Origin of the sequence: Amycolatopsis sp. BJA-103 (genome assembly GCF_002849735.1) — a bacterium.
Classification (GTDB): Bacteria; Actinomycetota; Actinomycetes; order Mycobacteriales; family Pseudonocardiaceae; genus Amycolatopsis.
Window position 1 is genome coordinate 2820333 of sequence record NZ_CP017780.1, and the last position, 23543, is coordinate 2843875.

Genomic DNA, 23543 nt, shown 5'->3' on the forward strand with positions numbered 1-23543 from the left:
CACTGTCAGTCGTAACCCTGACGGATGGCGGAGCACAGATGTGACAGTGGGGTTCAGCCTCGCGTTCCGGCCTGGATCGCCGGGGTGCGCATCGCTTTCGCCGCCGCGCCCAGGTGCGAACCGAGGGTCAGCACCACCGCGAGTCCGGCGATGGCGAGGTAGAACCCGATCGTCCGGTCCGGCAAGCTCCCGCCGGTCCTGGCGACGCCGTAGGGGATCACGGTCACGGCCGACGCGAGCGAGCCGAGCAGGACGCCGATCGCCACCGGAACGGTCCCTTCGGTGCCGACCAGCAGCAGCGTCTCGCCGGCTCCCGGGCCTGCGGCCGGCCGGGTGTCCAAAAGGGACGAGAACGTCATCAGGATCGACATCGCGGCGAATCTCGTACGCGAGGTGGGACCAGCCTTATCGTGCCGGGTAGCCGCCGTCGACCTCCTTCACCGGTTTGTGCGGGAACCGCCGTTCGGCGTAGGCCTTGGCCGCGGAACCCTGGCGCACGTACAGCGTTTCCACCTTGTCCTGCAACGGTTTCACCACGGTCCCGAGGAAGCCGCGGTGATCGTCGAGATAGGGCCCGAGCACGTCTTCGCCCGCCGGGCAGACGGCCATGCAGTACGCGGCCTTGTAGTTCGGCTTGAACGCGAGGCTCTGCCACATCGACACGTTCTCGGAATCGGTCACCCTCGACCTGAAGTCGGCGGCGTCTTCGTTGTCGGCCACGGTCTGCGCCCAGTCGGTGAAGCCGCTCATGAACTCGCGGTAGTTGTGCGTCGAGCAGACGAGGACTTGCACTCCATCGCCCCGAGTCCGGCGGCGACGGCGACCGTCTTGTGCGCGACCACCCAGATCCGGCCGGGATGGTTCTCCATCTCCATCGGGAAGGTCGCCGACGGGTTGATCGCGCGGTACCCGGCGTCCTGCAGCGTCCGGACGATCGAGTGCCCGGCCTCGTTGATGATCTCGCCGCTGCGGTGGAATTCCTGATTGGCCACGCTGCGGGCGGGGGAGCGGACGTCGTCACGGTTCATCCGCACCACGACGAATGCTTCTCGCGAGGTTTGGCGAGCACCGCCTTCACCGACGGGTGGTCCGCCAGTTTCCTGGGGAGCCGGCCGGTCACAACGCCTCCAGGATGGTCGCGTTGGCCTGGCCGCCGCCCTCGCACATCGCTTGCAGGCCGTACCGGGCGCCGTGGTGATGCAGCGCGTTGACCAGCGTGCCCATCAGCCGGGTCCCGCTCGCGCCGAGCGGGTGGCCCAGCGCGATAGCGCCGCCGTGGACGTTGACCTTGGCCGGATCGGCGCCGGTTTCCTGCTGCCACGCGAGCACGACACTCGCGAACGCCTCGTTGATCTCGAACAGGTCGATGTCCGCCAGTCGCAGACCCGCGCGCCGCAGCACCTTCTCCGTCGCCGGGATGACACCGGTGAGCATGAGCAGCGGGTCGGACCCGGTGACGGCGAAACTGTGCAGGCGGGCACGGGGCCGCAGACCCAGGCGGGCAGCGGTCTCGCTGGAGGTGATGAGCACGGCGGAGGCGCCGTCGTTGATCGGGCTGCTGTTGCCCGCGGTCACCGACCAGTCGATCTGCGGGAACCGCGCGGCCACCCCCGGATCCTGGAACGCGGGGCGCAGTTTGGCGAGCGTTTCGAGATCGGTGCCGGGCCGGACGGACTCGTCGGTGGACACCAGTCCCGACGGCGTCTCCATCGGCACGATCTGGCTCGCGAACCGCCCGAGTTCGTGCGCCCGCGCCGCCTTCCGGTGCGACGACACCGCGAACTCGTCCATCGCTTCGCGGGTGAGTGACCACTTCGCGGCGATGAGTTCGGCGCTGATCCCTTGCGGTACCAAGCCTTCGGGATAGCGCTCGGCGACGCCGGGGCCGAGGGGATCGGTACCCGGCAACACGTTCGACCACATCGGGACCCGGCTCATGGACTCGACACCACAGGCGATGACGACGTCGTACGCGCCCGCCATCACGCCTTGCGCGGCGAAGTGCACGGCCTGCTGACTGCTGCCGCACTGCCGGTCGACGGTGGTCGCGGGCACGCTTTCCGGCAGTCCGGCCGCGAGCGCCGCCCACCGCGTGACGTTCTGGGCCTGCTCGCCGACCTGGTCGACCGCGCCGCCGATGACGTCGTCGATCAGGACCGGGTCGAGCCCGTTGCGTTCGACGAGCTTGCGCAGGGTGTGGGCGAGCAACTGGACCGGATGGACCTCGTTCAGGGCGCCGCCGGGCTTGCCCTTGCCGATCGGGGTGCGGACGGCGTCGACGATGACCGCGTCGTGCACGGCTGCCTCCAGAGGTGAGTTGGGTTCTCCAACTCACTGTGGCACCGAGTGGGTTGGAAATCAAGACTCACTGGGTTTACGCTGGTCGTATGACCGAAGGACCGAGGGACTGCTCGATCGCCAACGCGATGGAGGTGATCGGGGAGCGCTGGAGCCTGCTCGCGCTGCGCGAGGTGTTCTTCGGGGCGCGGCGGTTCGACCAGATCGTCCGCAACACCGGCGCGAGCCGGGACATCCTGACCGCGCGGCTGCGCAAGCTCGTCGAGGCGGGAATCCTCGAGAAACGGCTGTACGAGGAGCATCCGCCGCGGTACGAGTACGTGCTCACCAAGGCCGGGCACGCGCTCAACCACGTGCTGCTGAACCTCATGGCTTGGGGCGACGAGTACGTCACGGACGGGCCACCGCCGACGGTGTGGCGTCATTCGTGCGGCGAGGACCTCGCGCCGGAGACGGTGTGCGCGCACTGCCGCGAACCGGTGCGGGAGAAGGACATGGCGCTGGTGCGGAGCAGCCGGCGCGTTCGCGGCTCGTGAGTGGTAGGGGCGGTTAGAACCGCCCCTACCGCTCACGAGGGCTTTAGTGGGACTTCCACTCCTGTTCGATCATCCGCATGAGCGCGGGGTAGACGAACAGGTACCGGAACGGCTTGATGAACCCCATGTACGCCCGGCCGAACCGGCCGTTGGGCTTGACGAGCACCGCCATCTGACCGCGATATCGCCCCGGCTCGTCCTCGATCCACGCGAGATGCAGGACGCCGTGCATGGTCCGGTTCGCCATCTCGGCGGCGAACTCGTCGTCGAGCCGGTACAGCGGCGTGAACGGCAGCCAGTCCTCATCCGGTCCTGTGGGTGTGTCCCGCAGGCCTTCGGGCAGCCTGTCGCGCAGCGACCCGACCCGGGAATCGAGACCGGAGTCGCGGTCGTCCAGCCGGAGCAGTGCGCCGAGTTTCCAGCGCAGCGACCACAGCGCGCGGACGACGAGCGGTGCCCCGTCCGGGAAATCGCCCGACGAGAACTGCTTCACCAGCTTGGCGAAGTCGTCAGGACCACCGGGTGTTTCCAGCGCCCAGACGTCTTCGAGGTCGAAGTCCCCGGCGACCTCGTGGATCCGCCAAGCCCGCGTCGTGTGGGCCGTGTTGGCGAGCTTCATGCCGACACCAGTTGGACGATCTCGCGCGGGCGGACTTCGCGGTCGTCGAAGGCGACGTCCACGTCCGCGGATCCCAGGGCTTGCATCGAAGCCGCCTGTGCCGCTTCGGATTCCCAGCGCACGATCGACACCACGGCGTCGCCGGCGGGCGTGACCCAGCATTCGGCGGCGAGACAGCCCGGAGTGGAGCGCAAGACGTCGGCCACTCGCTGGACGCGCGAGACGAAAGCGTCGTGATGGTCGGTGTGCGGGTAGTGCGTGGCCACGAATCCGACAGTCATGTCGTTGTTCCTCCCAGTGAACTCCGCCATCTATACGGTAGCGTATATATCGTCGTCGTGGTGCGGGAGTGACGGGGGATACGGTGATCACATGGCCGCCGAAACCCGGACCCCGCCGAGCGCCTGGATCGACGCGGGGCTGCTCGCCCTAGCCACCGGAGGACCCGACGCGGTCCGCGTCGAGGCGCTCGCGAAAGCGCTCGGCGTCACCAAAGGCGGGTTCTACGGCCATTTCGCCGATCGCGGCGCGCTGATCGAGGAAATGCTCGCCACCTGGGAGCGGATGAGTACCGGCCTGCTGTTCGAGAGCGTGGAGCGCGAGGGCGGCGACGCCAGGGCGAAGATCCGGCGCGCGGGCCTGCTCGCCAGTGATCGCCTGCTGCCGATCGACCTCGCGATCCGTGACTGGGCCAGGCGTGACCCGGAGGTGGCCGATCGGCTCCGGCGGGTCGACAACCAGCGGATGGACTACCTGCGGTCCCTCATGCGCGAGATCTTCACCGACGAGGACGAGGTCGAAGCCCGCTGCCTGCTCGCGTTCTCATTGCTGATCGGCAAACACTTCATGGCCGCGGACCACGGCGCTCGCAGCCGCGACGAAGTCACGGAATTGGCGGGGAAGCTCATTCTCGGCGGGCTCGGTCATGACGGCTGAGGTGGGCCACCGGCTCCTGGCCTGCCTTCGTCCCGGTCGTATGAAGAGCTAGTCGTCGTCCTCTTCGGGTGTCGTCGGGACCTGCTTGCGCGCGACGTAGATGAGCAGCCCGATGATCACCACGGGGCCGACGAAGATGAGGATCTCGTCCCAGCCGCCCTGGTGCATCATCATCACCCGCGCCGCGAGGGTCATGAGCCGGAGACCAGCGCGATCCCGAGCGCGGTGTAGCCGATCATCAGCGCCAGCATGGGGTACTGGCCCACCTTGACGTAGTTCGCGCGCAGCACGCCGACGGAACGATCATGTGCCGAGGTTACGGCCAGCACGTGCCCGGCGACGATCCCGGCGATCTGCACCAGCGCGATCACGCCGGTCGAGACGACCGTGTAGTCGATCGCGCGGCCGAAGCCCTGCTGGCCGGAGAACACCGCGAACGAGAAGTAATGCGCGACGGTGTAACCGATCATGATCGGGATCAACGACGGCGCGAACGCGGGGTACGGGTCGAACCCGCGTCGCAGATACGGCCTGGTCAGGCTGATGGCGCCCGCGTAGGCGCCGTAAGTGAGCGCGATACAGGCCGCGAGCCCCGCGGTGCCACCGAGGACGCCGGCGTCCAGCGACGTCCAGAACGGGAGTCGGGTCAGTCCGTCGAACGCCGTCGAGCCGAGCACCACCAGTACCAGCGCGGTCAGCCACGGCGCGGGGGAGATGGTGAGCAGCCCGTCCAGCGGATTCCTGACCACGAGACGCCCGTCGCCGCGCCTGCCGATCGGGGAGAGGGCCGCGATCAGGCGCGCGTAGACCTCGAACGCGTCGCTGCGGTCGAACCAGCGCGGACCGAAGACCACCCCGAGCGCGATGTGTATAACGGCATACACGGCGCAGAAAAGAGCGATCGCACGGGGCGAGTCCGAGTGCGGGAAGACCAGTTCCAGCCAAAGAAACGCGAGGAGGCCGACGATCGCGGGCAGGTAGCCCAGCCGGTCCGGGAGTTCGCGATGCCGGGCGGGGATCAGCGACGCGACCGTCCTCAGTGGATTCAGCCGTCGCCAGACCGGGCCGAACAGGAGCGAAAGCGGTACCAGGCCGACCCAGAACCAGACGTAGAACCACGCCGGAGCCGGGTTGTCGGCCGAAGTCCCGGGACCGGCCCAGGCCATCGCCAGGAACCCCGCGAACAGCAGGACGCCGATCGTGCGCAGCGCGACCCGCGTGAACCCGCTGTCGACGAACCGTTGCACGGCGAGGGGGAGCGCGCGACCGGCGTCCGCGCCGCGGAGCTTGGGCTCCTTCCAGAGCGCGGTGAGCGCGAAGAAGGAGATCACGACGGCCGCCGCCCCCGCGTAGAGCGCGAGCCACAGCGGGACCGGCAGATCGGACCGGCCGCCGAGACCGTGCGCCAGGATCATCCGCTCACCCGGAGCTTGGTCACCGCCGCGCCGCTCTTGTGCAGTTCCACCTCGAAGATCCCGTCGATGTTCGCGGTGAAGGCGACGGTCCCCGGCACCCCGGGAGCCAGCTGGGCGGCCTTGTCGTAGCCGTGGACGTGCAGTTCGTCCGCCTCATCGGAGGTGACCTCCAGTGCGAGGTTCTCGCCGGTGCGCACCGCGACCTCTTCCGGGCCCGCCGTGCGCTTGCCCTCGGTGATCGAGAACTTCACGGTCCGGGTGCCGGTGCCCGGCGCCGGTTCGGAACCGGCCGATCCCGAACAGCCCGTCACAGCCAGCAGCGCGGCCACGGTGATCCCGCAGATCCCGCCGATCCTCCGCATCGAGGTTCCTCCAAGTCGTACGCCCCGGCTTGCCTGGCCGGGACCTTGCCCCTATCGTGTTACCCCAAGGTAACAGTTACTCAGGTTAGCAGGAAGGCGAACAACGGTGTTCTTGGCTCAGGAGAGCCCGCCTGCGGGCGGTGCGCAATTCGGGCAGATCGTCATCGCGGGCCTGATGTTCACCGCGGTCTTCCTGCCTCTGGCTGTTTTCGTCCTCCGTGAGCGCGCGGGAAAGAAGACCGTCATCGGTCGCGTCGCCGACTGGATGGGTGACTTCAGCGGTCTGCCGCGCTGGGCCGCGCTGCCGATGTTCGTCGCCTTCCTCTCGGGGATGTCGGCGCTGATCGGCGTCTACTGGGACGTGCCGATCCACATGGAACTCGGCCGCGACGAAGGCCCGCTCGCGAACCCGTCGCACTACCCGATCTACTTCGGACTGATGGGCATCTTCGCCAGCGGCGTGCTCAGCGCGACCCTGGCGACGAAGAACCTGCCCAAGCGCACGTTCAAGATCGGCCCGCACTGGCGGGCGCCGATGGGCTCCATCCAGATGATGGCGACCGGTCTGGTCGGCATCGCCGGATTCCCGCTCGACGACGTCTGGCACCGGCTCTTCGGCCAGGACGTCACCGAATGGGGACCGACGCACGTCCTGATGATCGGCGGCGGCGTCTGCGTCGTGCTGGGCCTGCAGTTGCTGCTTGGCGAGGCCCGTCAGGCCGGTGCGTCCGGGCCGATCGTGCGGCTGCTCGGCCCGGTGCTCGCCGGTGCCTGGATGATGGGTGCTTCGGCGTTCCTCATGGAGTTCGACCTCGGCGTCCCGCAGTTCCCGATGCTGTCCCAGGTGGTGCTCGTCGGCCTGATCGGCGCCTGGACGCTGACCTACGGACGGTTGTCCTGGGGCCCCGGCGGTGCGCTGATCGTCGTCGCGGTCTTCCTCGCCTCCCGTGCTTCCTTCACGGTCATCCCGCTGTTCGCCGACCTGCACGTGGCCTCGCTGCTGCCGTACATCGCCGAAGCCGTGATCATCGAGGTCGTCGCACTGGCGATGCGGAACCGGCAGGGTTACTCGTTCGCCGCTGTCGCCGGTCTGCTCGTGGGGACGGCCGGGATGCTCGCCGAGGCGGCGTTCACCCACTGGCTGATGCCGAACCCGTGGCCGGTCGCCCATCTGCCGTTGTTCGTCCTGTTCGGGACCGGCGCGGCGCTCGCGGGCGCGTTCATCGGCGTCTGGCAGTACCAGCGGGTGGAGGAGACGGCGACCCAGGTGCCCGCGGCGGGGCCTCGGCACGCGATCGGGTTGGTCGGCGCGCTGGGCGCGGTCGTCCTGATGTCGTCGGTCGCCGTCCCGCAGGATCCGGAACCGGGATTCACCGCCGACGTCCGGCTGACCGAAGCCGCAGCCGGACAGCCGATCTCGAACCCGCACGGTGGTGGCACACCCCGATGGGTCGACGCGACCGTCACCCTCTCCCGGCCCGATCTGGCGGACGACGCGGTCTGGCTGAACGGCTTCGCCTGGCAGGGTGGCGATTTCTTCACCGCGCCGCTGGAAAAGATCGGTGACGGCGTCTACCGCACGGCGCAGCCGCTGCCGGTGTTCGGGCAGTGGAAGACCGGGATCCGCGTGCACGTCCCGAACCGGATGATGGGGCTCGCCCCGATCTACGCGCCCGCCGACCCGGCGGCGAACGCGCCGGCGATCGACGTGGCATCCGGGCCGCGGGTGTTCATGTCCGAGATCGAGTTTCTGCAGCGGGAACGGAAGTCGGAAACGCCCGCCGTGCTGTGGACGGTCGCGTACGCGGTCGTCGGGCTCATCTTCGCCGGCATGTGGGCGCTGTTCGCGTGGCTCTACGCGGCCGCCGCCACCGCGCGGCGACGTGAGGTCTCGGTCGGCTGAAGCGAGTGCGGTCCGGCCCGGTCACGCGGTGTCACTTTGCTCGCGCTTCGCCGGTACGTATCGATTGAGCATCATCGCGCGCAAGCCTTTTGCAAGCACGCTTCCCTTGAATGCCCAGGACACTGCACGTGATCCCGCTTCACGCGCGGAATTGGTGACTCAACGCTACGTTCACTGAACGTAAAGTAGCTGTTGACCACGCGATGACGTCCGCCGTGCACGATCGGTATTGGCGAGTCATTGCGCGGTTACCGCGACATGTGGTTACTTTTCCGCTTCGGGGGTTGGGTCACAGCGAGTTTCGATGGGGTGGTCTTCGTGCGCACAGAGCGTTTTCCCAGGCGACGGCGCGGTCTTCGCGTGGTCGCGGTCCTCGCCGCTTCGGCGGTCGCGACGGTGCCTTTCGTGCCGGTCGCGGCGGCGCAGCAGCAGGGCAAGGTGTTACGGGTGGCGCTCACGACCGGGATCGACCACCTGAACCCCTTCACCGCCACGCTGTCGGCGGCGACACAGGTCGGCCGGTTCAACTACGAGTTCCTCACGCTGCCTTCGGCGGAGGACACCCAGCCCACCGGCGGGGTCGCGGAGTCGTGGAAGACCTCCGACGACAAGCTCACCTGGACCTTCACCATCCGCCAGGGCATGAAGTGGTCGGACGGCAAGCCGGTGACCGCGCAGGACCCGGCGTACACCTTCCAGCGGATGCTCGACGACGAGAACGCCCGCACCGCGAACGGCAGCTACGTCACCAACTTCGCGTCGGTGTCGGCTCCGGACGACAAGACGCTCGTCATCAAGACCAAGGCGCCGCAGTCGAGCATGACCTCGCTCGACGTCCCGATCGTGCCCAAGCACATCTGGGAGCCGATCAAGGACCTCAACGCCCCCTCGACCGACGAGATGGCCGTGGTCGGCGTCGGCAGCGGCCCGTACCTGCTGACCGAGTACAAGAAGAACGAGTTCGTGAAGTTCAAGGCGAACAAGGACTACTGGCGTGGCGCGCCGAAGGTCGACGAACTGCAGCTGCTGCAGTTCAAGGACGCCGAGGCGGCGGTGAACGCGCTCAAGCAGGGCGAGGTCGACGTCATCAACCGGCTCACGCCGACGCAGTTCGACGCGCTCAAGGGCGAGAAGAACATCACCACGAACAAGGCGCCGGGGCGCCGGTACAACGAGATCATCCTCAACTTCGGCGTGAAGAACGTCGCCGACCAGCCGATCGGTGACGGCAACCCGCTGCTGAAGGACATCCGCGTCCGCAAGGCGATCGCGCAGGCCATCGACACCCAGGCGATCGTCGACCGGGTGATGAGCGGCTACGGCCAGCCCGGAACCGGCGTCGTGCCCGCGATCTACAAGGCCTACACCTGGTCCCCGGGCGACGCCGAGAAGACCAAGTTCGACATCGGCGCCGCGAACGCCACGCTCGACCAGGCAGGGTTCGCCAAGGGACCCGATGGCATCCGCGTCGGCCCCGGCGGGGCGAAGCTGGAGTTCCGGCTCGCCGGTCACGCGAACCGCCCGTTCGACCAGCGGACCGCGCAGTTCGTCTCCGGCTGGCTCAAGGACGCCGGCATCGGCGTCAAGCAGGAACTCGTTTCCGACGACGAGCTGAACGACCGCACCACCGCGGGCAACTACGACCTCGCGATCTCCGGTTACGGCACTTCGCCCGACCCGGACTACGCGCTGTCGCTCAACACCTGCGCCGCCCGCCCGAACGCCGAAGGCAACGGCGGCAGCAGCGCGACCTTCTTCTGCGACCCGCAGTTCGAAGACCTGTACAAGAAGCAGCTGACCGAGTTCGACCCGGCCAAGCGCGCCGAGATCGTCAAGCAGGCCCAGGCCGTGCTGGCGAACCAGTACGTCGACGTCGTCCTGGACTACGACAACGTGCTCGAGGCCTACCGCTCGGACAAGTTCGCCTCGTTCGCCAAGCAGCCGCAGCCCGACGGCGCGATCCTCGAGCAGACCGGTTACTGGGGCGTCTACGGCGCGACCCCGGCCGACGCGGCCGCGGCGAGCTCCGAGGACGGTGGCAGCAACACCGGACTGTGGATCGGCATCGGCGCGGTCGTGCTCGTGGTGCTCGTCGGCGGCGGAGTGCTGCTCGGACGGCGCGGCAAGTCCGCCGACGACCGGGAGTAAAGGACAGCGTTGACCGAGGCACTCAGTTCTCTCGACCAGACCTCGGCGCTCGTCGACCCCGACGAGCGCCGAGGGGGGACCGGCACCACCCGGTTCGTTCTCTCCAAGATCGGCGGCGCGCTGGCGAGCCTCGCGCTCGTCGTCGTGCTCGGCTTCTTCCTGTTCCGGACCCTGCCCGGCGATCCCGTCCGGTTCATGGTCCGCGACCGGCCGACCGACGCGAAGATGATCGCGGAGCTGCGGGAGCGGATGGGCGTGGACAAGCCGCTGCTCCAGCAGTTCTGGGACTACGTCGTCGCTCTGCTCCAGGGCGACATGGGCGGCTCGTACCTGCAGCAGCGCCCGGTCGCCGACATGATCGGCGAGCGGTTGTGGCCGACGATCCTGCTCGTCGGCAGCGCGACCGTGCTGGCGATCGCCCTCGGCCTGTGGCTCGGCATCCGTGCGGGCTGGCGCCGGGGGAGCAGGTTCGACAAGGTCCAAACAGGACTCGCGCTGACCCTGTGGTCGGTCCCGCAGTTCTGGCTCGGGCTCATCCTGCTGGTCTCCACCAACGGCCTGTTCCCGAGCCGGGGCATGCATTCCCCGGACGTGGAGCCGGGTTTCTTCAGTGAAGGGCTCGACGTCCTCCACCATCTCGTGCTGCCGTGCGTGACCTTGCTGGTGGTGTTCTACGCCCAGTACATGCTGGTCATGCGGTCGTCGCTGATCGGCGAGATGAATTCGGACTACCTCACCACCGCACGGGCCAAGGGCCTGCGCGACGACCTGGTCCGCAAGCGGCATGCCGTGCCCAACGCCCTGCTCCCGACGGTGACGCTGGTCTTCATGCAGTTCGGCATGGTGGTCTCGGGCGCTGTCTCGGTCGAGGCCGTGTTCAGCTGGCCGGGCCTCGGGCAATTGCTCTACGAAGCTCTCCGCGGACCTGACCTGCCTGTCCTGCAGGGGGTCTTCGTCGTCCTCGCCGGCGCGGTGGTGCTGATGAACCTGCTCGCGGAGTTGCTCTACCGCGTGCTCGACCCCAGGGTGCGGACGGCATGACCACAGCGGAAAAACCCGGCTCGATCGTCTGGCGCCGCCGTCGCGCGGCCGTGGCGAAGCACTGGCACGAGTTCACCACGAACAAGGCGGGCGTCTTCGGCCTGGCCTTCCTCGGCGTCATCACGGTGCTGGCCGTCCTCGCCCCGGTGATCTCGGACGAGTCCGGGCTCGACGTCACCAAGGCCACCGGCGGTTCCCTGAACCCGCCCAGCGGGGAGTACTGGCTGGGCACCGAGATCGACGGCCGCTCGGTGCTGCTGATGACGTTCTGGGGCGCGCGGATCTCGCTGCTCACCGGCTTCTCGGCGGCGCTGCTCTCGGTACTGATCGGCACGGTCGTCGGGATCGCGGCCGCGCATTTCCGCGGCTGGTCGTCCGGGCTGCTGCTGCGGTTCACCGACTTCTTCCTGGTGCTGCCGTCGCTCGTGCTCGCGGTGGCGCTGGCGTCGGTGCTGGACCAGGGCGCGATGACGGTGATCGTCGCCATCGGTGTCACCGCCTGGCCGAGCACCGCGCGGCTGGTCCGGGCACAGACCCTCACGATCGAGGGCCGTCCGTACATCGAGCGCGCGAAGGCGCTCGGCGGCGGTCACCTGCACATCATCGGCAAGCACGTCCTGCCCGGTGTCATGCCGCTCGTGCTGGCCAACACCACGCTCGTCGTCGGGAACGCGGTCATCGCGGACGCGACGCTGGCCTTCCTCGGTGTCGGCAACCCGAACACCATCTCCTGGGGCACCATGCTGCAGACGGCGTTGAACAACGGCGCGATCAGCAAGGGCGCCTGGTGGAACCTGCTGCCGCCGGGTATCGCGATCGTCGTGATCGTCCTCGCTTTCACTCTCGTCGGACGTGCGCTGGAAACCGTGCTGAACCCGCGCCTGAAGGGACAGCGCTCATGAGCCCCTTGCTGGAACTGAAGAACCTCGGCGTCACCTACACCACCGGGAGCGGCGAGATCGCCGCCGTCCGTGGCGTAGACCTGGTGCTCGAAGCCGGCGACACCCTCGGGGTGGCGGGGGAGTCGGGGTCGGGGAAGTCGACGGTCGCGATGAGCGTGCTCAGGCTGCTCCCGAATTCGGCGAAGGTCAGCGGCGAAATCCTGCTGGACGGCGAAGACGTCACGACGATGAAGTGGGGGCGGCTGCGCGCGGTGCGCTGGGCCGAGGCGTCGGTGGTGTTCCAGGGCGCGATGCACGCGCTCAACCCGGTCCGCCGGATCGGGGAGCAGATCGCCGAGCCGATCCGCCTGCACCCGCCCGAGGGCAAGGCCCTGTCGGACGCCGCCGTCCAGGCCAAGGTGGCGGAACTGCTCGAACAGGTCGATCTGCCGCCCGGCCGGGCCGGGGCGTACCCGCACGAACTGTCCGGCGGGCAGAAGCAGCGCGTCATGATCGCGATGGCGCTGGCCTGTTCGCCGCGGCTGATCATCGCGGACGAGCCGACCACCGCACTCGACGTCGTCGTCCAGGCCCAGGTGCTCGACCTGCTGGGCAGACTGGTCGCCGAGCAGGGAATCGGGCTGATCATGATCAGCCACGACCTGTCGGTGCTCGCCGCGACCTGCCGCCGGATCGCGGTGATGTACGACGGCGAGATCGTCGAGGAACGGCCGAGCGCGGAGCTGATGAGCGCGCCGCGTCACGAGCACAGCAAGGCGCTCGCGGCCGCGTTCCCGACCGTCGGCGACCCGGTGTCCCGGTTCGCGCCCGCCACCAGCACCCCGTTGCCGCCGGAACCGGACCGCTCCGGTGAGCAGCCCGCGCTGCTGGAGGCCGAAGACCTGCGCGTCAGCTTCCGCGACCGCACGGGCAAGCGGATCAACGCCGTCGCCGGGGTGACCCTCCAGGTGCGGAAGGACGAGATCGTCGCGCTCGTCGGCCAGTCCGGTTCGGGTAAGACGACGCTCGCCAGGACGCTGCTGGGGCTGCAGAAACCCGACTCCGGCGCGGTGCGGTACGACGGCAAGCCGGTCCCGCTCGGCGGTGCCGGGCTCAAGGCGTACCGGCGGCAGGTCCAGCTGGTCCTGCAGGATCCGACCAGCGCGCTGAACCCGAACCACACGGTGTACGAGGCCGTCGCGGAAGGCCCCCGCATTCACGGCATGGGCGCGAACGAGCACGAGATCGTCACCAAGGCGCTCGAAGCGGCGGAACTGCGGCCCGCGGAGAAGTTCCTCGACCGGCTCCCGCACGAACTGTCGGGCGGGCAGCGTCAGCGGGTCGTCATCGCGGGCGCGCTCGCGCTGGACCCCGGCGTGGTCGTGGCCGACGAGCCGGTGGCGTCGCTCGACGCGTCGGTGCGGGGGGAGATCCTCGCGCTGCTGCTGCGCCTGCGACGTGAGCTGGGTCTCGCCGGGCTCGTGATCACCCACGACCTCGGGCTGGCCTGGAACATCGCCGACCGCGTCGCGGTGATGTACCGCGGTGAGCTGGTGGAGGTCGGTACCGTGGAAGAGGTCCTGCTGGACCCCAAACACGACTACACGAAATCGCTGCTCGCCGCGCTTCCCGGTGGCACCGCCCAGCGAGCGGCGGCCGACCGCTGAGCGACGGAATTCCCGTGCCCGACGCGGAAGATACCCATTGCCGCGCACTCGCACAGGCGCGGTGTGTAACCTCCAATCTCGAAATGGCGACCACGACAGACACCCCGCAGACGCCCTCGGCCGGTTCGCTCGGCGAGCGGCTCCGGGTGCCATCCCGGTTCCCCTACCGCACGATCGCGATGGGAACCATCGGCAGCACGCTGCTGATGCTGGCCGCGCTCGGCGCCGGGGGCATCCTCATCCGTGACCCGGTCCTGGGCCACGGACCGTTGTCGTGGATCCGCTACGGCCACGGCCGCATGCTGGCCAACGCGATGCTCTACACGGGCTTCGCGCTGATCATCTGGGCCTGGGTCCGGCTGGGCCGCTACGCGCTCGCCGGCCGGATCGGCAGCCGTCCGATCGTGATCGCCGCGGCCTGCTGGATGGCGCCGCTCCTGGTCTCGCCGCCGCTGTTCACCCGCGACGTCTTCTCCTACCTCGCGCAGGGCGCGCAGCTGCTCAACGGGCTCGACCCGTACGCCAACGGCCCGGCCGAACTGACCGTGTTGCCGGACGTCGTGCAGAACGTCCACCCGCTGTGGCAGACCACCCCCGCGCCGTACGGTCCGCTGTTCCTGCTGTTCGCCAAGTGGATCGTCGCGGTCACCGGCAACGACATGATCGCCGGCGTCATCGCGACCCGCCTGGTGCTGATGATCGGCCTGGTCGGGATGCTGTGGTCGCTGCCGCGGCTGGTCAAGCACCTCGGCGGCAAGCTGCCGATCACCCTGTGGCTCGCGATCGCCAGCCCGATGACGGTGATCCACCTCGTCGGCGGACCGCACAACGACCTGCTGATGCTCGGCTTCCTCACCGTCGGCGTGCTGGCCGCGCTGGAACGCAAGCACGTCGTCGCGATCGTCCTGGTCACCATCGGCATGCTGATCAAGCCCACCGCGGCGTGGGCGCTGCCGTTCCTGGTCTGGGTCTGGGCGAACCATCTGCCCGGCGACCGGAAGGTGGTCAACTTCTTCCGCGCGGGCGCCGCGTCGGTCGGGATCTTCCTGCCGGTGTTCGTCGCCGGTACCTGGCTCTCGCTGGGCTCGGTCAACCTCGGCTGGCTGGGCGGCCTCAAGGCGCCGACGCTGATCGCGAACTGGATGAACTTCCCGACCGGGATCGGCGAGATCTTCTACTCGCTGGTGAACCTGGTGATCGACGTCGAGGTCTCGCCGTTCGTCACCGTGTTCCGGGCGATCGCGATGGTCGGCCTGTTCGTCTTCGCCGGCCGCCAATGGTGGCTGGCCCGCAACGGCGGCAACCCGGCGATCCACCGGATGGCGATCGTCCTGCTGGCCGGTGCGATCGTCCCGCCGCCCTCGCTGCCGTGGTACCTGACCTGGGGTTTCGTGGTCCTGTCCGCCTTCGAGTGGCGTCGGCGGAACCTCGCCGTCGTCGTCGCGGTCTCGGTGTTCGTGACGCTGGTGTACTACCCGACCGGCGAGCAGGCGCTGTACGACTGGTGGTTCATGGCGGGTGTCGTCGTCGCGAGCGTGTACGCGGCCGCCTCGCTGCTGCGGCCGGATCCGCTGGGGATCATCGCCGCTTGGCGGGGGAAGCCGGTGGAGCAGTTCCTGCCCGCCGAGGCCCCGCGTTCCTGACCCTGGAACTACGTGAAGGCCCCCTTCCTTGCGTCTAGCGCAAGGAAGGGGGCCTTCACGTACTTGGGTGAGGGTTGGAGCGGGGGAGTTGGGTTCGCTTACTCGCTGACTTGGATGATCTGGTTCGTCGCCGCAGCCTTGATGTCCCCAATGTGGCATTGGAGACATTCCGTGGCCAAAGCAGCGCGCACGATCAACCGGAACCCGCTGGTCCGCGAAGTAGTGAAGGCCTCCTTGCCTACCTTGAGAGTAGGGAAGGGGTCCTTCACGGACTACCTCACCAAACTGTATAACGACCTATACGGCCGGGCGATCGGCATCGTGTTGCCGCAGAACGGCAACACGACAAAAACGCTAAGAGGCCCGCCACCCGCTCCAAGAGTGGACGAGTGTGCTCACCACGGCATGCGGAGGCGGCTGCGTCTCGTACTGCGGATACTTCTCCCGCAGCAACCGCGCGGGCAGCGCTTGCTCGTCGGGATCGGTCAGCACCCGGGCGACCCCGTCGGCCCGCGCCCACCAGAGTCCGGCCCAGTCCTCGTCGTAGTGGTCGGTCAGGAAGCTGACCGCGGGGTTCTCGGCGATGTTCTTCAGCCGCCGCAACGCCGTCGTGCTCTTCGGCTTGTGATCGATCGCGAAAGCGACCGAATCGCCTTCGACAACGAAGGTCACCGGCACCAGGTGGGGCACACCGTCCGAACCCGTCGTCGCCAGCCGCGCGATCCGCTCGCCCTCGAACCGTGACCTGGCTTCCGCAGGCGTCAATCGCATGCGGTCAACGGTACCTAGGCGGCGCGCCGCACGCGGAGCACGTTGTCCGACCGCGTTCCCTCCTGGCCCTCGGGGCCTGGGAAATCGCGCGTCACGACCTCCTTCAACTCCACGGTCCACTCGCTGTCGGCCAGCGCGAGCGCTTCGAGGACCTCGGCGGGTGTCGGGAAGTGGACGTCCTTGTGCGGCGGCTCTTCCAGCCACGTCGGCCAGCCCGCGTGGCCGACGACGATCAGCGTGCCGCCGGGAGCGACCGCCTCGGAGGCGCGGCGGAGTGCCTTGTCCCGTTCGTCGTCCACGGCGACGGGGGAGTGGAAGAACTGCGCGGAGACGAGGTCGAATTGTCCCTCCGGGAACGACTTCGCCAGGTCGTGACGCTCCCAGACGATGCCGTCGGCACCGGCTTCGGCCGCGTGCCCGGCGGCACGCTTCAGCGCGACGTCCGAGATGTCGACGGCGGTGACCCGCCATCCCTGTTGCGTGAGCCAGATCGCGTCGCCGCCTTCGCCGCAGCCGAGATCGAGCGCCGCTCCCGGCGCCAGCGCCGCGACCTCACGCACGAGGAGCGGGTTCGCCTTGCCGCTCCAGACCTGGTCCTTGTCCCGGTAGAAGTCTTCCCAGAACTGCTGTGTGGAATCCATGACCGAAAGATGCCTCAGAACCGGTCGGATCCGCCAGTGCCGTTGCCGTTATGGCAAAACCACGAGCGTGCCCGCGTCGGCGTCGAGGGTGGCCCGCGTACCGAGAGGGATGGTCGGCGACGCCGGGACGTGCCCGAACCCGAAATCCCAGACCGTCGGCACGTCGAGCGGCCCCAGCCTGTCGAGCATCAGGTCGCGGATCGCCCCGGGATCACCGCATGCGGCCCACGAGCCGAGAACGATCCCCTGGACGCCGTCGAACCAGCCCGAACGCAGCAGCTGGGTCAGCATCCGGTCGATCCGGTACGCGCTTTCGGTGACGTCCTCCAGCAGCACGATCGCGTCCCGCGCCGAGCCCTGCTCCGGGGCGCCGAGGCCCGAGGCCAGCAGGGCGAGGTTGCCGCCGATGAGGGTCCCGGTCGCGGCGCCCGGCACGAGCGGCGACCCCGTCGGCGAGGTGATCGTCCGCACCTCGTCCGGTTCGAACAGTGACAACCGCAGATGTTCGGCGGCCACGTCGTCGAACAGGGTGGTCGCGGGCAAGGGGGAGAACAGCGTCTCCAGTCCCAAGTGGACGTTCACGGCGCGGTGCAGCGCGGTCACGTCGCTCGACCCGGCGAACATCTTGGGCCCGGCCGCCCGCAACGCCGCCCAGTCGACCAGGTCGAGCATGCGCTGCGAGCCGTAGCCGCCGCGGGCGGCGAGGACACAGGTCACCCCCGGATCCAACCAGGCCTCGGTGAACTCGGCGGCCCGCGCCTCGTCGGGTGCGGACAGGTAGCCGGTGGGCGCCGCGCGGACGCACTCTCCGACGCGGACCTCGACGCCCCAGCCGTGCAGGACGGGCAGCGTCTTCTCGACGAGCTCCGGCGGGACCGGACCCGCCGGAGCGACCAGCGCGATCGTGTCGCCCGGCCGCGTCTTCGGCGGCTTCACCGGCTCAGCCGCAGCTTCGGCACGTCGGGCGTCTCGAAACCGAAGACCTGGCCGTAGAACGACAACTCCGCTTCGAGCGCGGCCACGATCGTCTCCGCTTTCCGGAAACCGTGCTGCTCGCCCTCGAACCTCAGATAGGCGTGATCGATTCCCCGCCCCGCGAGCCCGGCCACGAACCGGTCCGCCTGCTCCGGCGGGCAGATCTCGTCCTCGAGGCCCTGCAGGAACAAGAGCGGGCCGGCGAGGGTGCCCGCGTTGTTGATCGGAGAGCGGTCCTTGTAGCGCTGTGCGGCCTCCGGCAGCGGGCCGACCAGTCCGTCGAGGTAGCGGGACTCGAAGTCGTGCGTCTCGCCGCCGTCGCCGGTCCACTGATCGAGGTCGAGGATCGGGTACATCACGGTGCCGGCGCGGTAGGTCGTCGTGGTGGTCAGCGAAGCGGCGGAGGTGTACCCGCCCGCGCTGCCGCCGCGGATGGCCAGCCGGTCGCCGTCGACGGTGCCTTCGGCGGCCAGTGCTTCGGCGACGGTGACGCAGTCCGCGACGTCGACGACGCCCCACTGCTCCCGCAGCCGCTCACGGTAGGCGCGTCCATAGCCGGTGGAGCCGCCGTAGTTCACCGTGACGACGGCGATCCCGCGGCTGGTGAAGTAGGCGATCTCGGAGTCGAGCACCGCGCTGTCCCGGCCGGTGGGCCCGCCGTGCGGGTACACGAACAGCGGCGGCCGTTCCCCCTCCGGCGCGGTGAAGTCGGCGTTCGCGGGCAGGTAGACGAAGGCCGGGATCTGATCGCCGTCGCCGGTTTTGAAGACCCGCTCCACGGGCGTCGACAGATAGGCGGACGACGGCGGTTCGGGCGACGGCGCGAGTTCGGTCACCGTCCCGCGTTCGAGATCGACCTTCACCACGGCGCCTTCGCGTTCCGGGCCGGCCGCGACGCCGACGACGCCGCCTTCGTGGACGGCGAAACCGTTGGTGGACCACGCGGTCAGGCCGGCGGCCGCCGCGACCGGGGTGACCTCCCGCGTCGTCTCGTCGAGGACGGCGAGCTTGCCCGAGGCGATGACGGCGAACCGGCCGTCCCCGATCGGCGTGAACCAGCGTGCGCCGAGTTTCCACTGCGCGCCGCCGATCTCCTGCTCGGACGGCGCCAGGTTCGTGACGGTGCCGTCGAGCCCGACGCGGTGCAGGTTCCACCAGCCGTCCGGGTCGAGCAGTGCCAGCAGGCTGTCGGCCGACTCCCATTCGACCTGGCAGACGGAGACGTCGGCCGCACCCGCGAGGACGTGGTGGGGTCCGAACGTCCCGTCCTCGCGGATCTCGGCGACGCACAGTTCCGTGCCGTCCCAAGGCATCGCGGGGTGATTCCAGCCGACCCACGCCGCACGCGCGCCGTCGGGCGACAGCTGCGGGGCGGTGAGGAAGTGATGGCTGGCCGTCAGGACCCGTTCCGGACCGCCGTCGAGGGGGACCGCGATGAGGTCCCGTGCGATGTCGACGCGCCTGGGGCCGGTGCTGCGTTCGCGGACGAGCCACACTTCGCCGTCCGCGCCGGGCCGGAGATCGCTGTAGCGGATCCCGTGCCGGGCCGCCGGTTCCGGCGTCAGAGGTGCGGTCGCGCCGGTGGTCAGGTCTCGGCGGTAGACGCGCTGATCCGCCCAGTGGGTGAAGACGAGGACGTCGCCGAGCACGAGCCAGGGACGGCCGCCGTACTCGTGCACGCGGTTCCGGACGTTCCACGGAGCGGGAAGGACGTCTTCGACAGTGCCGTCCGCGCGGCACCTCACGAGGGTGACGCGACCGCCCTCACCGGTTCTCGCTTCGGCCCACCAGACCTCGTCTCCCGCCGTTCCGAGCCATTGCGCGCTGACTCCCGAAGCCGCGACATCGGCGGCCGACAGGGGAGACGTCCAGGTGCCGTAAGGGGCGATCTCAACCACAGCTGAAGACTAGGATCGGGTCTTTGCCCGTGGTGGCCCGGGGCACACCTGGCCCAGGCGGAGTTTCGCCCTCGGCGGAACCGTGGGGCGGCGGATGCCGATCATGGGGTCGTGGCCTAGGGTCAAAGGTGCCATGTCTCGCGTAATCCACGTCTTCCGCCAGCCCGACCGGTTCGTCGCAGGAACCGTCGGTGAGCCCGGCGACCGCACGTTCTACCTCCAGGCGTCCGAGGACGTCCGCACGATCAGTGTGACGATCGAAAAACAGCAGGTCGTGGTCTTGGCCGAAAGGCTCGGCTCGCTGCTGGAAGAGGTCGCCAGCCGGTTCGGCGCGGACGTACCGGACGACGCGCCCGACGAGCTCCTCGACGTCGACCCCCTCACCGTCCCGGTCGAGGAGGAGTTCCGCGTCGGCACGATGGGGCTCGGCTGGGACGCCGACAGCAGCGCCGTCGTCATCGAGTTGCTCGCGATGACCGAAGGCGAGGTGGACGAAACGGTCGTTCTGGACGACACCGAAGAGGGGCCGGACGCCGTCCGCGTCTTCCTGTCGCCGGGCGCGGCGCGCGCGTTCGCCGAACGTGCCGACAGGGTGGTCAACGCCGGCCGCAAACCGTGTCCGTTGTGCGCCGAGCCGCTCGACCCGGCGGGCCACATCTGCCCGCGGCAGAACGGGTACCGGCGCGACGTCGACGTCCTCGAGGACTGATCAGGTGGCCGAGAGCTCGCTGGAGCTGGTGACGCGCGGCAAGATCGACGTCGAAGGCAGGCTCGTCGACGCGTCCAATGTCACGCTCTTCTGCAAGATCGAACTCGACGGCGTGACCGGCGACGTCGTGTACAAGCCGGTGTCGGGCGAGCGGCCGCTGTGGGACTTCCCGGACGGGACGCTCGCCGGCCGCGAGGTCGCGACGGCGATGATCGCCGAAGCGTCCGGGCTCGGCGCGATCCCGCCGACGGTGCTGCGCGACGGGCCGTTCGGTCCCGGCATGGTGCAGTTGTGGATCGAGACCACCGAAGAGGAACTGGTCGACGTCCGATCCCCGGAGAGCCTGCCGGACGACTGGCGCGTCGTGCTGCACGCGCACGATCGTGACGGTGAGCCCGCGGTGCTCGCGCACGCGGATCGCCAGGGGATGCGGGAACTGGCCGTGCTCGACATCGTCGTCAACAACACCGACCGCAAGGGCGGGCATCTGCTCGCCGGCGTCGACGGCCGGATCTACGGCGTGGACCACGGGATCTGCCTGCACACCGACCCGAAACTGCGGACGGTGCTCTGGGGCTGGATCGGCGAGTCGCTCACCGAAGCCGAGGTCGGCAAGCTGCGCGGTCTGCGCGAGCAGTTGGACGGCGAGTTCGGTGAGGCGTTGAGCGAGCATCTCACCGGGTTCGAGATCCGTGCGCTGGCCGAGCGCACCGACGCTCTCCTATCGGAAGGTGTCTTCCCCGCGCCGGGGGACGACTGGCGTGCCATCCCATGGCCGCTGTTCTGATCGACGATCAGGCCCGTGCGCGCCTGATCACGCGATTCGGTGACGACGTCGCGGCTTGGTGCGACGCGCTGCCTGCGCTCGTGGCGCGGCTGGCGGAGCAGTGGGGACTCACCGTCCTCGACGCGAAACCGGGCAATACCGGTCGTACGCTGATCTGCGCCGGGGACGACGGCGCCAAGAAGGTTCTCAAGCTGACCCCCGATCACGCCATCGCCGAGTCCGAGGCTGCGGCGTTGCGGGCGTGGGACGGCTGCTCTCGCGTCGTTCAGGTGCTCGCCACCGAACTCGCCGACGGGGCGATCCTGATGGAAGGCATCGATCCGGGTACGGAGCTGCGGGAGTCGGGGGTGAACGTCCCCTGGCCCGAGGTCGGCGACCTGCTGACCCAGATCCACGCGGTGACGCCACCGTCCGGTTTCTCGACGCTGGAAGACCGTGTCGTCTTCATGTTCCGGCTCGCCGAGCGGGGGCTGCGCGGATCGGTGGCCGAAGCCACGCTGCCGCTGGAAACCCTCGACCGCGCCCGGCTGCGGGCACTCGCCCTCGCGACCGATGGGGGCGGGAAGTCGATCGTGCACGGCGACCTGCACCCGGGCAACGTCCTCGACGGCGGGCCCGGCAGGGGAGCGGTCGCGATCGATCCGCGCCCCAGCGTCGGCGATCCGTCCTTCGATCTGGCCGACTGGGTCACGCTGCCGATGACAGCCGGTGGCACGCTCGAGGACGGCTTCGACGCCATCGCGCCGCACCTGCCGGGGTTCGACGCCGAGCGCGTCCGGGCGTGGTGTGTCGCGTTGTCGCCGCTGTTCGTGATGCGCCCGCTCGAACGCGGTGAACGGACCCCGTTCGTCGAAGCGATGCTCCGGATGACAGCCTGACCGGCGTGGCGGGGAGACGCTGACCCCGGGCACCGCTAGCGTCGTCCGCCGTGCGCTCTCATTCGTATGACGACGTGCTGTCCGGCCCGCGCAAGCGGAAGATCCCCGAGGTGCCCGCGGAACCGGGCCTCGTGGTCGAAGACCCGGCCAGCGGGTATTGCGGCGCCGTGGTGAAGATCGAGTACGGCAACGTCGTGCTGGAGGACCGGCACGGCAAGCATCGGGTGTTCCCACTGAACCCCGCGGGTTTCCTGCTCGAAGGCAAACCGGTCACGCTGGTGCCGTCGAAGGCGGCCCCGAAGACCCCGGAACGGCGGATCTCCGCGTCCGGGTCGGTCCACGTGGGAGGTCTCAAGGCCCGGGTCGCGCGCGATTCGCGCATCTGGGTGGAAGGCAAGCACGACGCCGAACTCGTCGAGCGGGTCTGGGGACACGACCTGCGGGTCGAAGGCGTCGTGGTGGAACCACTCGATGGGGTGGACGTACTGGGCGACCGCATCGGTGACTTCGGCACCGGGCCCGGCCGCCGCCTCGGCGTGCTGGTCGACCACCTGGTCGCGGGCAGCAAGGAGTCCCGGATCGTCGACGGGATCCGCGACGAGAACGTGCTGATCACCGGTCACCCGTACATCGACATCTGGGAAGCGGTGAAGCCGTCGGTGGTCGGTATCCGCGCCTGGCCGAAGATCCCGCGCGGCACGGAGTGGAAACTGGGCGTCTGCGACGCGCTCGGCTGGGGCGAGCCGTGGGAGGGCTGGCAACGGGTCCTGGCGGCGGTCGGAAGCTACCGGGATCTGGAAACGCCGCTGATCGGAGCGGTGGAGCGGCTCATCGACTTCGTCTCCGACCCGGGCGAGGAGTCCTGAATGACCGGTTTGCGCGAGGTCACTCAAGGTCACGCGTCGGTCACGTCGGTTTCGCTTCTTCGGTATGAATCGGCGCGATCTGGGAGCATGAACGCATGACAGGCGCTCTCATCTGGCTGATCGCCGGCATCCTCTTGGTCATCGCCGAGCTCCTCTCGGGTGACTTGTTCCTGCTCATGGTCGGTGTGGGAGCCCTGTTCGGGGCCGGCTCCGCCGCGCTGACCGGGAACCCGTTCATCGACGTGGCGGTGTTCGCCGTCGCCTCGGTCGGGATGCTCGCCCTCGTGCGTCCGACCCTCAAACGCCGGTTCCTCTCGGGGCCGGATATCAAGACCAACACCGACGCGCTGATCGGCGCACGGGCGATAGTAGTGTCCACTGTGGACGGCGAAAGTGGCCAGGTGAAGCTGGCGGGCGACGTCTGGTCGGCACGGTGCATGACCGACGGCGAACCGATCGCCCCGGGGACATCGGTGACGGTCGTCGAGATTTCGGGCGCCACGGCGGTCGTTTCGGCCGCGGTGTGAGCACAGCAAAGTGTTTCTACGTAAGGGGAAGGTAGTTGTCAG

26 protein-coding genes are annotated in these 23543 nt (G+C 69.0%); 13 read left to right on the plus strand and 13 right to left on the minus strand.

The annotated features are described in order from the left end of the window. Positions 1–53: 53 nt before the first annotated feature. The 4 genes from BKN51_RS12045 to BKN51_RS12055 all read right to left on the minus strand — a co-directional run bounded on the left by BKN51_RS12045 (position 54) and on the right by BKN51_RS12055 (position 2298). Positions 54–371: a hypothetical protein gene (locus tag BKN51_RS12045; RefSeq protein ID WP_233223348.1), complete on the minus strand. Its 318-nt coding sequence runs from the start codon at positions 369–371 to the stop codon at positions 54–56. 34 nt (positions 372–405) lie between these two features. Beyond that, positions 406–750 carry a hypothetical protein gene (locus BKN51_RS44200; RefSeq protein WP_233223340.1) on the minus strand — a complete coding sequence of 115 codons (345 nt, stop codon included), beginning with the start codon at positions 748–750 and terminating at the stop codon, positions 406–408. Next, on the minus strand, positions 747–1037 hold the full coding sequence (locus BKN51_RS44205) for a hypothetical protein (protein WP_233223338.1): 291 nt from the start codon (positions 1035–1037) through the stop codon (positions 747–749). Before BKN51_RS44205 ends, BKN51_RS44200 begins: the two co-directional genes overlap by 4 nt. Positions 1038–1116: 79 nt before the next feature. Then, positions 1117–2298: a thiolase family protein gene (locus tag BKN51_RS12055; RefSeq protein ID WP_101607724.1), complete on the minus strand. Its 1182-nt coding sequence runs from the start codon at positions 2296–2298 to the stop codon at positions 1117–1119. A gap of 89 nt (positions 2299–2387) precedes the next feature. Here BKN51_RS12055 and BKN51_RS12060 point away from each other — a divergent pair, with 89 nt between their 5' ends. Continuing rightward, positions 2388–2834 (plus strand): winged helix-turn-helix transcriptional regulator, encoded by a 447-nt coding sequence (locus BKN51_RS12060; protein WP_101607725.1) that lies wholly within the window; start codon positions 2388–2390, stop codon positions 2832–2834. A 43-nt stretch (positions 2835–2877) separates the two neighbouring features. Here the strand turns inward: BKN51_RS12060 and BKN51_RS12065 are convergent, their stop codons facing one another. Both BKN51_RS12065 and BKN51_RS12070 read right to left on the minus strand, forming a co-directional pair. Further along, a complete protein-coding gene (locus BKN51_RS12065) occupies positions 2878–3453 on the minus strand; it encodes a DUF2867 domain-containing protein (protein ID WP_101607726.1) in 576 nt (191 codons plus the stop codon). Then, positions 3450–3734 (minus strand): antibiotic biosynthesis monooxygenase family protein, encoded by a 285-nt coding sequence (locus BKN51_RS12070; protein ID WP_101607727.1) that lies wholly within the window; start codon positions 3732–3734, stop codon positions 3450–3452. Before BKN51_RS12070 ends, BKN51_RS12065 begins: the two co-directional genes overlap by 4 nt. Before the next feature lie 91 nt (positions 3735–3825). Between BKN51_RS12070 and BKN51_RS12075 the strand changes: the two genes are divergently transcribed. Next, entirely contained in the window at positions 3826–4389 is a 564-nt protein-coding gene (locus tag BKN51_RS12075; protein ID WP_101607728.1) for a TetR/AcrR family transcriptional regulator, read from the plus strand. A gap of 48 nt (positions 4390–4437) precedes the next feature. On the opposite strand, the gene BKN51_RS43535 is transcribed toward BKN51_RS12075, so the two are convergent. From BKN51_RS43535 to BKN51_RS12085, 3 genes are read right to left on the minus strand one after another with little or no spacing between them, the layout of a single operon-like run. Then, positions 4438–4584, minus strand: coding sequence for a hypothetical protein (locus BKN51_RS43535; protein ID WP_168214319.1), 147 nt, complete (start codon positions 4582–4584; stop codon positions 4438–4440). Continuing rightward, positions 4581–5804, minus strand: a complete 1224-nt coding sequence (locus BKN51_RS12080; RefSeq protein ID WP_101607729.1) for a hypothetical protein — start codon at positions 5802–5804, stop codon at positions 4581–4583. The genes BKN51_RS43535 and BKN51_RS12080 overlap by 4 nt, the downstream gene beginning before the upstream one ends. Further along, positions 5801–6166 (minus strand): hypothetical protein, encoded by a 366-nt coding sequence (locus BKN51_RS12085; protein ID WP_101607730.1) that lies wholly within the window; start codon positions 6164–6166, stop codon positions 5801–5803. Before BKN51_RS12085 ends, BKN51_RS12080 begins: the two co-directional genes overlap by 4 nt. Before the next feature lie 106 nt (positions 6167–6272). Here BKN51_RS12085 and BKN51_RS12090 point away from each other — a divergent pair, with 106 nt between their 5' ends. The 6 genes from BKN51_RS12090 (at position 6273) to mptB (ending at position 15449) form a co-directional block, all read left to right on the plus strand. Continuing rightward, a complete protein-coding gene (locus BKN51_RS12090) occupies positions 6273–8069 on the plus strand; it encodes a hypothetical protein (RefSeq protein ID WP_101607731.1) in 1797 nt (598 codons plus the stop codon). 360 nt (positions 8070–8429) lie between these two features. Next, entirely contained in the window at positions 8430–10217 is a 1788-nt protein-coding gene (locus tag BKN51_RS12095; protein WP_101607732.1) for an ABC transporter substrate-binding protein, read from the plus strand. A 9-nt stretch (positions 10218–10226) separates the two neighbouring features. After that, the gene (locus BKN51_RS12100) at positions 10227–11258 is read left to right on the plus strand and encodes an ABC transporter permease (RefSeq protein ID WP_101607733.1); all 1032 of its coding nucleotides are present in this window, start codon (positions 10227–10229) and stop codon (positions 11256–11258) included. Then, positions 11255–12160 (plus strand): ABC transporter permease, encoded by a 906-nt coding sequence (locus tag BKN51_RS12105; protein ID WP_101607734.1) that lies wholly within the window; start codon positions 11255–11257, stop codon positions 12158–12160. The genes BKN51_RS12100 and BKN51_RS12105 overlap by 4 nt, the downstream gene beginning before the upstream one ends. Beyond that, positions 12157–13806: a nickel ABC transporter ATP-binding protein NikE gene (nikE, locus tag BKN51_RS12110; protein WP_101607735.1), complete on the plus strand. Its 1650-nt coding sequence runs from the start codon at positions 12157–12159 to the stop codon at positions 13804–13806. Before BKN51_RS12105 ends, nikE begins: the two co-directional genes overlap by 4 nt. Positions 13807–13889: 83 nt before the next feature. Continuing rightward, a complete protein-coding gene (gene mptB / locus BKN51_RS12115; protein WP_101607736.1) occupies positions 13890–15449 on the plus strand; it encodes a polyprenol phosphomannose-dependent alpha 1,6 mannosyltransferase MptB in 1560 nt (519 codons plus the stop codon). A 354-nt stretch (positions 15450–15803) separates the two neighbouring features. On the opposite strand, the gene BKN51_RS12120 is transcribed toward mptB, so the two are convergent. Genes BKN51_RS12120 through BKN51_RS12135 form a run of 4 tightly spaced genes read right to left on the minus strand, consistent with a single transcriptional unit; the run spans position 15804 to position 19734 of the window. After that, positions 15804–16220: a TIGR03668 family PPOX class F420-dependent oxidoreductase gene (locus tag BKN51_RS12120; protein WP_101607737.1), complete on the minus strand. Its 417-nt coding sequence runs from the start codon at positions 16218–16220 to the stop codon at positions 15804–15806. Between the two features lie 14 nt (positions 16221–16234). After that, the gene (locus tag BKN51_RS12125) at positions 16235–16861 is read right to left on the minus strand and encodes a class I SAM-dependent methyltransferase (RefSeq protein WP_101607738.1); all 627 of its coding nucleotides are present in this window, start codon (positions 16859–16861) and stop codon (positions 16235–16237) included. Between the two features lie 48 nt (positions 16862–16909). Next, the gene (locus BKN51_RS12130; RefSeq protein WP_101607739.1) at positions 16910–17797 is read right to left on the minus strand and encodes a S66 peptidase family protein; all 888 of its coding nucleotides are present in this window, start codon (positions 17795–17797) and stop codon (positions 16910–16912) included. Further along, on the minus strand, positions 17794–19734 hold the full coding sequence (locus BKN51_RS12135) for a S9 family peptidase (protein WP_101607740.1): 1941 nt from the start codon (positions 19732–19734) through the stop codon (positions 17794–17796). Before BKN51_RS12135 ends, BKN51_RS12130 begins: the two co-directional genes overlap by 4 nt. A gap of 133 nt (positions 19735–19867) precedes the next feature. Here BKN51_RS12135 and BKN51_RS12140 point away from each other — a divergent pair, with 133 nt between their 5' ends. The 5 genes from BKN51_RS12140 (at position 19868) to BKN51_RS12160 (ending at position 23501) form a co-directional block, all read left to right on the plus strand. Continuing rightward, complete coding sequence (locus tag BKN51_RS12140) at positions 19868–20443, plus strand: DUF3090 domain-containing protein (RefSeq protein WP_101607741.1); 576 nt, start codon at positions 19868–19870, stop codon at positions 20441–20443. Between the two features lie 4 nt (positions 20444–20447). Beyond that, entirely contained in the window at positions 20448–21230 is a 783-nt protein-coding gene (locus BKN51_RS12145) for an SCO1664 family protein (protein WP_101607742.1), read from the plus strand. Further along, complete coding sequence (locus tag BKN51_RS12150; RefSeq protein ID WP_101607743.1) at positions 21215–22108, plus strand: phosphotransferase; 894 nt, start codon at positions 21215–21217, stop codon at positions 22106–22108. The genes BKN51_RS12145 and BKN51_RS12150 overlap by 16 nt, the downstream gene beginning before the upstream one ends. A gap of 50 nt (positions 22109–22158) precedes the next feature. Beyond that, positions 22159–22974: a DUF3097 domain-containing protein gene (locus tag BKN51_RS12155; RefSeq protein ID WP_101607744.1), complete on the plus strand. Its 816-nt coding sequence runs from the start codon at positions 22159–22161 to the stop codon at positions 22972–22974. 95 nt (positions 22975–23069) lie between these two features. After that, positions 23070–23501, plus strand: coding sequence for an NfeD family protein (locus BKN51_RS12160; protein WP_101607745.1), 432 nt, complete (start codon positions 23070–23072; stop codon positions 23499–23501). The last annotated feature ends 42 nt before the right edge of the window (positions 23502–23543 follow it).